The organism is Enterobacter cloacae complex sp. P2B (assembly GCF_014895985.1).
Classification (GTDB): domain Bacteria; phylum Pseudomonadota; class Gammaproteobacteria; order Enterobacterales; family Enterobacteriaceae; genus Enterobacter; species Enterobacter bugandensis.
Genome location: NZ_JADBQQ010000007.1, coordinates 24,778 through 37,137 on the forward strand (window position 1 = coordinate 24,778; position 12,360 = coordinate 37,137).

Below are 12,360 nucleotides of genomic sequence, written 5' to 3' on the forward strand. Positions count from 1 at the left end.
AAAAGCTCCCTTGCTTGTAGGAGGTCTGACCACTTGTGATGATATGGTTGTAGTTGATGTGAATTCCTTTAGCAATGTGTTTACAAAATAATTACAACCTGGTTCACATTGTTCGCGTTTTCGCCGGCACAAAAAATCAAAACGCCGGACGATTCGCATGGCTTTAGCTTCTCGCTTTTCCCGCTATCCGGTACACTCCACTGTGTTATTTCATCAATACTGAAGGATTATCCTCATGTACCAGGATCTTATTCGTAACGAACTGAACGAAGCGGCGGAAACGCTGGCGAACTTTCTGAAAGATGATGCCAATATTCACGCTATTCAGCGCGCGGCGGTCCTGCTGGCCGACAGTTTTAAGGCCGGTGGCAAAGTGCTCTCCTGCGGTAACGGCGGTTCCCACTGTGACGCCATGCACTTCGCCGAAGAGCTGACCGGACGCTATCGCGAAAACCGTCCGGGCTACCCGGCGATTGCGATTTCCGACGTGAGCCACATCTCCTGCGTAGGCAACGACTTCGGTTACGACCACATCTTTTCCCGCTACGTTGAGGCAGTAGGCCGTGAAGGCGACGTGCTGCTGGGTATCTCTACCTCCGGTAACTCCGCGAACGTGATCAAAGCGATCGCCGCCGCGCGTGAAAAAGGGATGAAGGTCATCACCCTGACCGGGAAAGATGGCGGTAAGATGGACGGTACGGCGGATATCGAAATTCGCGTTCCGCACTTCGGCTATGCAGATCGCGTTCAGGAAATTCACATCAAAGTGATCCACATCCTGATCCAGCTGATCGAAAAAGAGATGGTTAAGTAAGACTTCGCTGGGGGCACCGGTGCCCCCCGCTGTTGTGGAGGTGATGTATGTGCGAACTGCTCGGGATGAGCGCCAATGTGCCAACCGATATCTGCTTTAGCTTCACCGGGCTGGTTCAGCGCGGTGGGGGAACCGGGCCGCATAAAGACGGCTGGGGCATCACCTTCTATGAAGGCAAAGGGTGTCGCACGTTCAAAGATCCACAGCCCAGCTTTAACTCACCGATTGCCAAACTGGTGCAGGACTATCCCATTAAATCCTGTTCGGTGATCGCGCATATTCGCCAGGCAAACCGCGGCGAAGTTGCGCTGGAAAATACCCATCCCTTTACCCGCGAGCTGTGGGGCCGTAACTGGACCTACGCGCACAACGGGCAGCTTACGGGCTATAAATCTCTGGAAACGGGCAACTTCCGTCCGGTGGGCGAAACGGACAGCGAGAAGGCCTTCTGCTGGCTGCTGCATAAGCTGACAGAACGTTATCCGCGCACGCCCGGCAATATGGCCGCCGTATTCAAATACATCGCGACGCTGGCAGCCGAATTGCGTGAAAAAGGCGTGTTTAACATGCTGTTGTCTGACGGGCGCTACGTGATGGCGTTCTGCTCGACGAATCTCTTCTGGATCACGCGCCGCGCGCCGTTTGGCGTTGCTACGCTGCTCGATCAGGATGTGGAGATAGACTTTCAGAAGGAGACCACACCGAACGATGTGGTCACCGTTATTGCAACGCAGCCGCTGACGGGCAACGAAACCTGGCAAAAGATTATGCCAGGCGAGTGGGTGCTATTTTGTCTCGGGGACCGTGTAATTTGACGCCAGCTGCGGGTGGACGACTTCGTGGCTCAGCGGTTTGCTGACCACGTAACGGCCATCGACGATAGAAACTACCGGCGGCTTGTGGGTCTGCTCAAAGTAGTCATAACCCGGCTTCAGCTGTTTCCAGAAATCGGCGTAGTAAGAGTACTTATGGCGCGCCATATTGGCATCGGTCATGCGGAACGGATAGATGCTGACCTGAACGTTAGGCTGCCCAAAGACCAGTGCGCCGGTTACGAACTGGAAAATCTCATCAATGCCGGAGTCGGTCATCGCGTAGCAGCCGACAGACACGCAGGCACCGTGGATCATCAGGTATTTCCCTTCATAACCGTGAGCACGGTCATAGGCGTTCGGGAAACCGATGTTGATGGCTTTATAGAAGCGGCTATCCGGCTTTAGCTGGTTACGCTGAACGTTGTAAAAACCTTCCGGGCTTTTGAAATCGCCCTGACGCTGTTTCGGGCCCAGCCCGCCGGAATAGTTACAAATTTTGTAGCTATCAAGCAGCTGATATGTTTCGCCCATTTTTACAAACAGATCGAGCGTGCGCTCTTCCTTGAAGATTTGAATATAAACCGGGGATCCCATTAACTGCTGTTTATATTCTTTGCTGATCGGCGTGGTGGAGCTGTTGCTGCTGAGCAGCCCGGCAAACGACATGCACGGAATCAGAAGCATCGCAATGAACAATGCGATTTTACGCATACTACAAATTCCTTGATAAAACCTGGACTAACTTGCCAGGACGGCAAAAGAGACCCGAAATCAGATTATTCTGTTAGGTGCGCTCACATTAGCACCGCTATAGATTTTCGCAAGAGCCGGGCGGTGAGTTTACAAATTAGTTTTACTTTATAAACCATCAAAAACGCGCTGGCTCCAGGAACTTTGCGTAATAGCTCGCATTTTGGCGCGCCCGACCGTGGATCCCCTGCCCGAGAGAAGGGGAAAATGTTACACTTTGCGCCCACTGGATCGTTGTTTATGGAAACCTGCTAACCACATGTTTAAAATAAAAAAAGGACTTAATTTGCCGATTGCAGGCGTGCCTGAGCAGCACGTCTCGTGTGGCGCAAGCGTCCGTCATGTCGCAATTTTAGGTGACGATTATCTGGGCATGCGTCCTTCAATGCTGGTGCAGGAGGGCGATCGCGTGATCAAAGGGCAGGCGCTCTTTGAAGACAAAAAAAATCCCGGCGTCATGTTCACGGCCCCCGCCAGCGGCACAGTGGTAGCGATCAACCGCGGCGAGCGTCGCGTGCTGCAGTCGGTGGTAATCCGCATTGAAGGCGATGAACAGCGTGAGTTTGCTCGTTATGATGCGGCAGACCTCGCGACGCTTAGCCGCGAAGATGTGCAGGCTCAGCTGCTCGCGTCCGGCCTGTGGACGGCGCTGCGTACGCGTCCTTTCAGCAAATCACCCGTTCCTGATACCGCCCCGGCTGCCATTTTCGTGACGGCCATCGACACCAACCCGCTCAGCGCAGACCCGCAGCCCATTATCCTGGCGCAGCGTAAAGCCTTTGATGCCGGGCTGACCGTTCTGACTCGCCTGACGCCCGGAAAAGTGCACGTTTGCCAGGCCAGCGGCGGCAAGCTTGGCGGCCATCCGCAGGGGCAGGTTACGTTTAATGAATTTTCCGGCCCGCATCCGGCGGGTCTGGTCGGGACCCATATCCACTTCCTTGAGCCGGTGAGCCTTAAAAAACAGGTCTGGCACCTTAATTATCAGGATGTCATTGCCATCGGTAAGCTCTTTATTACGGGTGAACTCTGCGCTGAACGGATTATCGCCATCGGCGGGCCGCAGGCCGCAAACCCGCGTCTGGTTAAGACGCTTCTGGGAGCAGACATTAATGAACTGCTGGCAGGGGAAACGAAAGAGGGTGAAAACCGCCTCATTTCCGGTTCGGTACTCAGCGGCCGCCGCGCTGTCAATGCGCACGCGTACCTGGGACGTTTCCATCTTCAGGTGAGCGTCGTTCTGGAAGGGCGTGAGAAAGAGCTGTTCGGCTGGGTTGTGCCTGGCGCAGAAAAATACTCCGTCACCCGCACCACGCTTGGCCACTTTCTGCGTCATAAGCTCTTTAACTTCTCTACCAGCACAAACGGCGGCGAGCGCGCGATGGTTCCGATTGGCAACTACGAACGTGTAATGCCGCTGGATATTCTGCCTACCGTGCTGCTGCGCGATCTTCTGGCAGGCGATACCGACGGCGCGCAGGCGCTCGGTTGTCTGGAACTGGATGAAGAAGATCTGGCGCTCTGTACCTATGTGTGTCCGGGTAAATACGAATATGGACCCGTATTGCGCGAGGTGTTAACCCGCATTGAGCAGGAAGGATAACCATGGGATTAAAGCACCTCTTTGAAAAAATTGAGCCGCACTTTACCGAAGGGAAGCTCAAAAAGTACTACCCGCTGTATGAAGCGACGACGACTATTTTCTACACTCCGGGTCTGGTGACGAAAGGGGCAGCGCACGTTCGCGATGCCATCGACCTGAAACGCATGATGATCCTGGTGTGGTTTGCGGTCTTCCCGGCCATGTTCTGGGGCATGTACAACGTTGGTCTGCAAACCATTCCGGCGCTGCATCATATGTACGACGCTCAGCAGCTGGCGCAGGTGATCCAGTCTGACTGGCACTATCGTCTGGCGCAGTCGCTGGGCGTGAGCTTTGCGGCTGATGCAGGCTGGGTCAGCATGATGACGCTGGGGGCCGTCTTCTTCCTGCCGATCTACATGACCGTCTTTATCGTGGGCGGCTTCTGGGAAGTGCTTTTCGCCATCATCCGCAAACACGAGATCAACGAAGGCTTCTTCGTGACCTCCATTCTGTTTGCGCTGATTGTTCCGCCGACTCTGCCGCTCTGGCAGGCGGCGATGGGGATCAGCTTTGGCGTGGTGATTGCCAAAGAGATTTTCGGCGGCACCGGACGTAACTTCCTCAACCCGGCGCTGGCGGGGCGTGCGTTCCTGTTCTTTGCTTACCCGGCGCAGATTTCGGGCGACCTGGTGTGGACGGCTGCGGACGGTTTCTCCGGCGCGACGCCGCTTTCTCAGTGGGCGGCAGGTGGCGGCGAAACGCTGGTCAACAATGCTACCGGCCAGCCAGTGACCTGGTTTGACGCGTTTCTTGGCAACATTCCGGGCTCTATTGGCGAAGTATCTACCCTGATGATTTTGATCGGCGGGGCCATCATCCTCTTTGGCCGCGTGGCGTCCTGGCGCATCGTCGCGGGCGTTATGCTCGGCATGGTGCTTACCGCCACGCTGTTCAACCTCATTGGTTCAGACACGAACCCGATGTTCTCCATGCCGTGGTACTGGCACCTGGTGCTGGGAGGTTTTGCGTTTGGCATGATGTTCATGGCCACCGATCCCGTCTCGGCCTCCTTTACCGACAGGGGGAAATGGTGTTACGGCGCGCTCATTGGCGTGATGTGTGTACTGATTCGCGTGGCCAACCCGGCCTATCCGGAAGGGATGATGTTGGCCATTCTGTTTGCCAACCTGTTTGCGCCGCTGTTCGACTACCTGGTCGTGCGCGCCAACATTAAGCGGAGGAAGGCGCGTGGCTGAGGTTAAAAATAACGACAGCATCAGCAAAACGCTGCTGGTGGTTTTGGTACTGTGTCTGGTCTGTTCCATCGTGGTTGCCGGTTCCGCCGTAGGGTTAAAGCCGCTGCAGCAGGAACAGCGCGCGCTGGATAAACAGCGCAACATCCTGGCCGTGGCCGGGCTGATGCAGGAAGGCATGACGAAGGACGACGTCGCCGACGTGTTTGCTGAACGCATTACCGCACGGCTGGTGGATTTAAAAACCGGCGAGCTGATGGATAAAGACCCTGCGAAATATAACCAGGCGCTGGCATTAAAGGATCCGCAGATGAGCACCGTGCTTGACGCCTCGCAGGATCCGGCTGGCATTAAGCGCCGCAGCAATATCGCGGAGATTTACCTCGTCCGTGACGAGCAGAAGCGCATACAGGAAATCGTGTTGCCCATCTACGGCAACGGCTTATGGTCAATGATGTATGCGTTTGTGGCACTGGATACCGATGGCCGCACGGTCAAAGGTATTACTTATTACGATCAGGGCGAAACGCCGGGGCTGGGTGGCGAAGTGGAAAACCCTAACTGGCGTGCGCAGTTTATCGGTAAAAAAGTGCTTAATGATAACGGTCAGCCTGCGCTGAAGGTGGTGAAAGGAGGCGCGCGTCCTGGGGATGAATTCGCCGTGGACGGTCTTTCCGGCGCCACACTCACCTCTAACGGGGTGCAGCACAGTTTTGATTTCTGGATGGGTGAACTGGGCTTTGGTCCCTTCCTGAAGAACGTACGTGAAGGAGCGCTGAACAATGGCTGATACGGGTGAACTGAAAGAAGTTAAAAAGGTGCTGATTGGCCCACTTTTAGCCAATAACCCGATAACCCTGCAGGTGCTGGGTGTGTGCTCGGCTCTGGCGGTAACGACCAAGCTGGAAACGGCGGTGGTGATGACGCTGGCGGTAACGCTGGTGACGGCGTTTTCCAGCATGTTTATCTCGATGATCCGCCACCACATCCCCAACAGCGTGAGGATCATCGTGCAGATGGCGATCATCGCCTCGCTGGTGATCGTGGTCGATCAGCTGCTGCGCGCGTTCGCCTATGAAACCTCCAAACAGCTTTCGGTGTTTGTCGGGCTGATTATCACCAACTGCATCGTGATGGGGCGCGCTGAAGCCTACGCCATGAAAATGCCGCCGCTGGCGAGCTTTATGGACGGTATCGGCAACGGCCTGGGCTACGGCGTGATCCTCCTGACGGTCGGTTTCCTGCGCGAGCTGATTGGCAGCGGCAAGCTGTTTGGCGTTCAGGTGCTGGATACGGTACAGAACGGCGGCTGGTATCTGCCGAACGGCCTGTTCCTGCTGGCCCCAAGCGCGTTTTTCATTATCGGTTTGCTGATCTGGCTGATTCGTACGCTGAAGCCTGAGCAGCAGGAAAAGGAGTAACCGACAATGGCTCATTACCTGAGTTTATTTGTGCGCGCGGTGTTTGTTGAAAACATGGCGCTCGCCTTCTTCCTGGGCATGTGTACGTTCCTTGCCGTCTCTAAAAAGGTCTCGACGGCATTTGGCCTGGGCGTGGCGGTCACCGTTGTGCTGGGGCTTTCGGTTCCGATTAACAACCTGGTGTTCAACTTCGTGCTGCGGGACGGCGCGCTGGTGGAAGGCGTCGATCTTAGCTTCCTGAACTTCATCACCTTCATCGGGGTGATTGCGGCGCTGGTACAAATCCTGGAGATGATCCTCGATAAGTATTTCCCGTCGCTGTACAACGCTCTGGGGATCTTCCTGCCGCTGATCGCGGTGAACTGCGCCATCTTCGGTGGCGTCTCGTTTATGGTTCAGCGCGATTACAACTTCAGTGAATCGGTGGTGTACGGCTTCGGTTCCGGTATCGGCTGGATGCTGGCGATTGTCACTATGGCGGGGATCCGTGAAAAAATGAAATATGCCAACGTGCCTGCGGGGCTGCGTGGCTTAGGGATCACCTTTATCACCACCGGCCTGATGGCGTTGGGCTTTATGTCCTTCTCCGGTGTGCAGCTATAAGGGTTAACAGATGGAAATTATTCTTGGCGTGGTGATGTTCACGCTGATAGTACTGGTGCTGTCAGGGCTGATTCTGGCGGCGCGCGCAAAGCTGGTTAATTCCGGGGATGTGATCATTGATATCAATGACGATCCGCAGAACCAGATCCGCACTCCGGCAGGGGACAAGCTGCTTAATACGCTCTCGGGCAACGGGATTTTTGTCTCGTCAGCCTGCGGTGGAGGCGGCTCATGCGGGCAGTGTCGTGTGACGGTGAAAGAGGGGGGCGGTGATATTCTGCCTACTGAACTGTCGCATATTACGAAGCGTGAAGCGAAAGAGGGGTGCCGCCTGGCGTGCCAGGTCGCGGTGCGTCAGAACATGAAGATTGAGCTGCCGGAAGAGATTTTCGGCGTGAAAAAATGGGAGTGCGAGGTTATCTCGAACGATAACAAAGCCACGTTCATTAAAGAGCTCAAGCTGCGTGTCCCTGAAGGGGAGAGCGTCCCGTTCCGTGCAGGTGGGTATATCCAGATTGAGTGTCCGGCGCACACTGTGGCGTATGCGGACTTCGACGTGCCCGATGAGTACCGGGCCGACTGGGATAAATTTAATCTCTTCCGCTTTGTTTCCGAGGTAAAAGAGCCCGCGCTGCGCGCCTATTCCATGGCTAACTACCCGGAAGAGAAGGGCATTATCATGCTCAACGTGCGTATCGCCACGCCGCCGCCAAACGTGCCTGACGCGCCGCCGGGCGTGATGTCGTCGTATATCTGGTCCCTTAAGCCAGGCGACAAGGTGACGATCTCCGGTCCGTTCGGCGAGTTTTTTGCTAAAGATACCGACGCGGAAATGGTCTTTATCGGCGGCGGTGCGGGTATGGCCCCTATGCGCTCGCACATCTTTGACCAGCTCAAGCGTCTCGGCAGCAAGCGTAAAATCAGCTTTTGGTACGGTGCGCGCTCGCTGCGCGAAATGTTCTACGACGATGAGTTTGAACAGCTGGCGCGTGAGAATCCGAACTTTACCTTCCACGTGGCGCTCTCCGATCCGCAGCCGGAAGATAACTGGACGGGCTATACGGGATTCATTCACAACGTGCTGTATGAAAACTACCTCAAACAGCACCCGGCACCGGAAGACTGCGAGTTCTATATGTGTGGTCCGCCAATGATGAACGCCGCCGTGATCAAGATGCTCAAAGATCTCGGCGTGGAAGATGAAAACATCCTCCTTGATGATTTCGGAGGCTGATTATGTTGACCTTTCTGGCAACCTTTGCGGTGTTTTTGCTGGTGGTGTTCGGTATGTCTTTAGGCTGGATCATCAAGCGTAAAAGCATTCAGGGCAGCTGTGGAGGTATCTCTTCCATCGGAATGGAAAAGGTGTGCGACTGCCCCGAACCGTGCGATGCGCGTAAAAAGCGCATGGCCCGGGACCAGCAGAGAATCATCTAGGAAAAGGCCGCTTCGTGCGGCCTTTATCATTTATTTTGCCCAGCTTTTGGCTTTGGCTGGTGAGTCTACAAGAACCCCTTCGGCACCCAGTGTTTTCGCCTTCTGGTAATCCTCTTCAGAGTTCACGCCGATAAAAATCAGATGGGCATTGCCCTGAGAGCGGAAGCAGTCAACGGCCTCTTTGTCCCACGTTAATGTTGCAGGAGAGACACCTTCGCCTAAGGTGAATTTCTCGACCACTTCTACTTTTCGGTTTAACTCAAGCCCATACCAGTAATCGTCCATTTTTTGTGAAGGAGGCAGACATTCATGGCTCAACGAAATCGTGGCCAGACGCGTGCGGGTTTCGCTGCGCGTGACAAAGCGGGGGATTTCGACAGGCAATGCTTCCATATAGCGATCTTCGGTTGAATAAACGCGAACGCGATTCAGGCTGTTGGTCTCTTTCAATACGTTAAGCAGCGCGTTGCCCATGGTCGCCGGATCGGCATCCGGAGATTTGATGTCAATAAAAAACCGCGTATCTGGCCAGGTGCTCAGCACCGACTTCAGCGTCGGTATCGGGGAATTAAGCAGGTTTTCCGGCAGGCCCTTATCTTTCCACTTCACGCTGGCATCCGCCTTTGCCAGTTCTTCAGCGGTATACTGTGACACCTTTCCCTGCAAATTGGTTAACGCTTTCAGATCGGCAGGTCGATAGAGAACCGGTACGCCATCCCGACTTAACTGCACGGTAATCCAGACGATATCTGCTTTGTTTTCGAGGGCGAGCTTAATGGCTGGCAGGGTATTTTCAGGTGCATCCGCAGTCCCGCCCCGGTGGGTAACGATCGCAGGGCTAGCAGATGCAGCACTCGCCAGAAACAGTAACGAAATCGGGAGAATTTTCTTCATGAATAATTACGCTCCATTGATTACATAAGTGTATGTATATAAAGGTTTTATTACGAATGTTTGTAACACATTTATATGACAACCGTGAGTAAGGAAAATAGCTGACGCATTTTTTGCCTTTTGTTATACTGTATATAAATACATATGTGGTATGACCGATGCGCAAAATAATCCATGTCGATATGGACTGCTTTTTTGCCGCGGTGGAGATGCGTGACAACCCGGCGCTGCGGGATATTCCCATCGCCATTGGCGGCAGCCGCGTTCAGCGCGGTGTGATCAGCACCGCCAACTATCCTGCACGCAAATTTGGCGTGCGCAGCGCCATGCCGACGGCGATGGCGCTGAAACTGTGTCCGCACCTTACTCTTTTGCCAGGGCGCTTTGACGCCTATAAAGAAGCCTCAAACCATATACGCGAAATCTTCTCCCGCTACACCTCACTGATTGAACCGCTTTCGCTGGACGAAGCCTATCTTGACGTCACCGACAGCCTGCACTGTCACGGCTCCGCTACCCTGATGGCGCAGGAGATCCGCCAGACCATTTTCAACGAGCTGAATCTCACCGCGTCGGCAGGCGTCGCGCCGGTAAAATTTCTCGCCAAAATTGCTTCCGATTTAAATAAACCCAACGGTCAGTACGTCATCACCCCTGAAGAGGTCCCGGCGTTTTTAAAAACGCTGCCGCTTGGCAAAATCCCCGGCGTAGGCAAAGTCTCCGCCGCGAAGCTGGAAAGTATGGGGTTACGCACCTGCGAAGACGTGCAGCGAAGCGACCTGGCTATGCTGCTCAAGCGCTTTGGGAAGTTTGGCCGCGTGCTGTGGGAGCGCAGTCAGGGCATTGACGACCGCGATGTAAACAACGAACGGCTTCGTAAATCGGTCGGGGTTGAGCGCACGCTGAGCGAAGACATCCATGACTGGTCAGAATGCGAAACCATTATTACGGAACAGCTCTATCCGGAGCTGGAGCGACGCCTGATCAAAGTAAAGCCTGATTTACTGATTGCCCGACAGGGCATCAAGCTGAAATTTAACGATTTTCAGCAGACGACACAGGAGCACGTCTGGCCGCGCCTGAATAAAGAAGATCTTATCGCAACGGCGAAAAAGGCGTGGGAAGAACGACGAGGCGGACGAGGGGTGAGGCTGGTGGGACTGCACGTCACGCTGCTGGATCCGCAGCTGGAGCGTCAGCTGGTTTTGGGATTGTAGATTGCACTCATCATAGGCCCGGCAAGCGTAGCGCCGCCGGGCAACAGACGACAAATTACTTCGCAGGGATCGCCTTCAGCAGTTCCGTCAACAGCGTCCAGTAATGGCCGACGCTTTCAATATGAACCTGCTCATCCGGCGAGTGTGGACCGGTAATGGTTGGCCCGATGGAAACCATGTCCATGTCCGGATACGGCTTCTTAAACAGACCACATTCCAGACCCGCGTGGATCACCTGGATGTTCGGGGTGCTGTTGAACAGACGCTGATAAGTTTCACGCACCAGCGCCATCACCGGAGAGCTTGCATCCGGCTGCCAGCCAGGGTAGCTGCCTTTGGCGGAGGTTTTCGCGCCCGCCAGCGCACCCAGAGATTCCAGCATGCTTACTACATACTCTTTACCGCTGTCGATCAGGGAGCGGATCAGGCAGATAATTTCCGCGCTGTCGTCGCTCATGGTCACCACGCCCACGTTCAGAGAGGTTTCCACCACGCCTTTCGCCACGTCAGAATTGCGAATCACGCCGTTTGGCGTCGCGTTCAGCAGCTGAACGAAGCTGTTGCGAGACTGCGCGGTCAGGGCGGCTTTATCCGTAGACACGGATTCCAGCACCACGGTCAGGTTCTTCTCTTTCGCCGACAGTTCGTTTTTCAGGATATCCAGGTAGACGCTGGAGAGTTTTTTCAGCTCGTCCGCTTTCGCCGCTGGCACCGCCACGGTGGCAAAGGCTTCGCGTGGGATCGCGTTGCGCAGGGTGCCGCCGTTGAAGTCCACCAGACGCAGGTCCAGCTCGGCCGCGTGGCCCGCCAGGAAGCGCGCCAGCAGTTTGTTGGCGTTGCCCAGGCCCAGGTGAATATCACCGCCGGAGTGACCGCCTTTCAGCCCTTTCAGCGTCAGCTTGAAGGTCTTGAAGCCAGCAGGGATCGCTTCGCGTGACAGCGGCAGGGTAGAGATGAAATCAATCCCGCCCGCGCAGCCCATGTAGATCTCGCCTTCTTCTTCGGAGTCGGTGTTGATCAGGATATCTGCCTGCAGCCAGTTCGCCTGCAGACCGAACGCGCCGTCCATGCCCGCTTCTTCGGTCATGGTCAGCAGCACTTCCAGCGGACCGTGTTCAACGCTGTCGTCAGCCAGCACCGCCAGCGCAGAGGCCATACCGATGCCGTTGTCCGCGCCCAGGGTGGTGCCGCGCGCTTTTACCCAGTCGCCGTCGATGTACGGCTGGATTGGGTCTTTAGTGAAGTCGTGAACGGTGTCGTTGTTTTTCTGTGGCACCATGTCCAGGTGCGCCTGCAGTACAACCGGTTTACGGTTTTCCATGCCTGCGGTAGCCGGTTTGCGGATCAGAATGTTGCCAACCTGGTCGCGCTCTGCGTGCAGACCTTTTTCCTTCGCCCAACCCATAATATGTTCGGCAAGCTGTTCTTCATGGTAGGAAGGGTGTGGAATGGAGCAAATTTTGGCAAAAATATCCCACAGCGGCTGCGGAGATAATTGAGACAGTTCAGACACGATAAGTCTCCTTGTCGAGGCGCTGCAAACAGGGTTACAGGCCACAGGGTTAGCAGGT

The 12,360-nt window shown here is 55.1% G+C and carries 13 protein-coding genes; 10 read left to right on the forward strand and 3 right to left on the reverse strand.

What is annotated here, in order from left to right:
• Positions 1 to 235: 235 nt before the first annotated feature.
• Positions 236 to 814, forward strand: a complete 579-nt coding sequence (lpcA, locus tag IM313_RS06470; protein ID WP_003863232.1) for a D-sedoheptulose 7-phosphate isomerase — start codon at positions 236 to 238, stop codon at positions 812 to 814.
• 47 nt (positions 815 to 861) lie between these two features.
• Positions 862 to 1,629: a class II glutamine amidotransferase gene (locus tag IM313_RS06475; RefSeq protein WP_028012073.1), complete on the forward strand. Its 768-nt coding sequence runs from the start codon at positions 862 to 864 to the stop codon at positions 1,627 to 1,629.
• Here the strand turns inward: IM313_RS06475 and dpaA are convergent.
• A complete protein-coding gene (gene dpaA, locus IM313_RS06480) occupies positions 1,600 to 2,340 on the reverse strand; it encodes a peptidoglycan meso-diaminopimelic acid protein amidase (RefSeq protein WP_041911140.1) in 741 nt (246 codons plus the stop codon). The two genes, IM313_RS06475 and dpaA, sit on opposite strands and share 30 nt — an antisense overlap.
• Positions 2,341 to 2,638: 298 nt before the next feature.
• Between dpaA and IM313_RS06485 the strand changes: the two genes are divergently transcribed.
• Genes IM313_RS06485 through nqrM form a run of 7 tightly spaced genes read left to right on the forward strand, consistent with a single transcriptional unit; the run spans position 2,639 to position 8,678 of the window.
• Positions 2,639 to 3,982, forward strand: coding sequence for a Na(+)-translocating NADH-quinone reductase subunit A (locus IM313_RS06485; RefSeq protein ID WP_192971507.1), 1,344 nt, complete (start codon positions 2,639 to 2,641; stop codon positions 3,980 to 3,982).
• A 2-nt stretch (positions 3,983 to 3,984) separates the two neighbouring features.
• Positions 3,985 to 5,220, forward strand: coding sequence for an NADH:ubiquinone reductase (Na(+)-transporting) subunit B (locus IM313_RS06490; RefSeq protein WP_192971506.1), 1,236 nt, complete (start codon positions 3,985 to 3,987; stop codon positions 5,218 to 5,220).
• On the forward strand, positions 5,213 to 6,007 hold the full coding sequence (locus IM313_RS06495) for a Na(+)-translocating NADH-quinone reductase subunit C (protein WP_192971505.1): 795 nt from the start codon (positions 5,213 to 5,215) through the stop codon (positions 6,005 to 6,007). The genes IM313_RS06490 and IM313_RS06495 overlap by 8 nt, the downstream gene beginning before the upstream one ends.
• Complete coding sequence (locus tag IM313_RS06500; protein WP_028012078.1) at positions 6,000 to 6,638, forward strand: NADH:ubiquinone reductase (Na(+)-transporting) subunit D; 639 nt, start codon at positions 6,000 to 6,002, stop codon at positions 6,636 to 6,638. The genes IM313_RS06495 and IM313_RS06500 overlap by 8 nt, the downstream gene beginning before the upstream one ends.
• A gap of 6 nt (positions 6,639 to 6,644) precedes the next feature.
• Complete coding sequence (nqrE, locus tag IM313_RS06505; protein ID WP_003863217.1) at positions 6,645 to 7,241, forward strand: NADH:ubiquinone reductase (Na(+)-transporting) subunit E; 597 nt, start codon at positions 6,645 to 6,647, stop codon at positions 7,239 to 7,241.
• A 10-nt stretch (positions 7,242 to 7,251) separates the two neighbouring features.
• Entirely contained in the window at positions 7,252 to 8,475 is a 1,224-nt protein-coding gene (gene nqrF, locus IM313_RS06510; protein WP_045259789.1) for an NADH:ubiquinone reductase (Na(+)-transporting) subunit F, read from the forward strand.
• A 2-nt stretch (positions 8,476 to 8,477) separates the two neighbouring features.
• The gene (gene nqrM, locus IM313_RS06515; RefSeq protein ID WP_041911135.1) at positions 8,478 to 8,678 is read left to right on the forward strand and encodes a (Na+)-NQR maturation NqrM; all 201 of its coding nucleotides are present in this window, start codon (positions 8,478 to 8,480) and stop codon (positions 8,676 to 8,678) included.
• Between the two features lie 30 nt (positions 8,679 to 8,708).
• On the opposite strand, the gene IM313_RS06520 is transcribed toward nqrM, so the two are convergent.
• Positions 8,709 to 9,572, reverse strand: coding sequence for a glycerophosphodiester phosphodiesterase family protein (locus tag IM313_RS06520; protein ID WP_192971504.1), 864 nt, complete (start codon positions 9,570 to 9,572; stop codon positions 8,709 to 8,711).
• Between the two features lie 158 nt (positions 9,573 to 9,730).
• Here IM313_RS06520 and dinB point away from each other — a divergent pair, with 158 nt between their 5' ends.
• On the forward strand, positions 9,731 to 10,789 hold the full coding sequence (dinB, locus tag IM313_RS06525; protein WP_041911133.1) for a DNA polymerase IV: 1,059 nt from the start codon (positions 9,731 to 9,733) through the stop codon (positions 10,787 to 10,789).
• Between the two features lie 55 nt (positions 10,790 to 10,844).
• On the opposite strand, the gene pepD is transcribed toward dinB, so the two are convergent.
• Positions 10,845 to 12,302 (reverse strand): cytosol nonspecific dipeptidase, encoded by a 1,458-nt coding sequence (gene pepD, locus IM313_RS06530; RefSeq protein ID WP_192971503.1) that lies wholly within the window; start codon positions 12,300 to 12,302, stop codon positions 10,845 to 10,847.
• Positions 12,303 to 12,360 lie beyond the last annotated feature (58 nt).

Excerpts from the sequence above, each read along its gene's own strand:
- lpcA (WP_003863232.1), top strand. The coding sequence starts at position 236 with ATGTACCAGGATCTTATTCGTAACGAACTGAACGAAGCGGCGGAAACG.
- IM313_RS06475 (WP_028012073.1), top strand. The coding sequence starts at position 862 with ATGTGCGAACTGCTCGGGATGAGCGCCAATGTGCCAACCGATATCTGC.
- dpaA (WP_041911140.1), bottom strand. The coding sequence starts at position 2,340 with ATGCGTAAAATCGCATTGTTCATTGCGATGCTTCTGATTCCGTGCATG.
- IM313_RS06485 (WP_192971507.1), top strand. The coding sequence starts at position 2,639 with ATGTTTAAAATAAAAAAAGGACTTAATTTGCCGATTGCAGGCGTGCCT.
- IM313_RS06490 (WP_192971506.1), top strand. The coding sequence starts at position 3,985 with ATGGGATTAAAGCACCTCTTTGAAAAAATTGAGCCGCACTTTACCGAA.
- IM313_RS06500 (WP_028012078.1), top strand. The coding sequence starts at position 6,000 with ATGGCTGATACGGGTGAACTGAAAGAAGTTAAAAAGGTGCTGATTGGC.
- nqrE (WP_003863217.1), top strand. The coding sequence starts at position 6,645 with ATGGCTCATTACCTGAGTTTATTTGTGCGCGCGGTGTTTGTTGAAAAC.
- nqrF (WP_045259789.1), top strand. The coding sequence starts at position 7,252 with ATGGAAATTATTCTTGGCGTGGTGATGTTCACGCTGATAGTACTGGTG.
- nqrM (WP_041911135.1), top strand. The coding sequence starts at position 8,478 with ATGTTGACCTTTCTGGCAACCTTTGCGGTGTTTTTGCTGGTGGTGTTC.
- IM313_RS06520 (WP_192971504.1), bottom strand. The coding sequence starts at position 9,572 with ATGAAGAAAATTCTCCCGATTTCGTTACTGTTTCTGGCGAGTGCTGCA.
- dinB (WP_041911133.1), top strand. The coding sequence starts at position 9,731 with ATGCGCAAAATAATCCATGTCGATATGGACTGCTTTTTTGCCGCGGTG.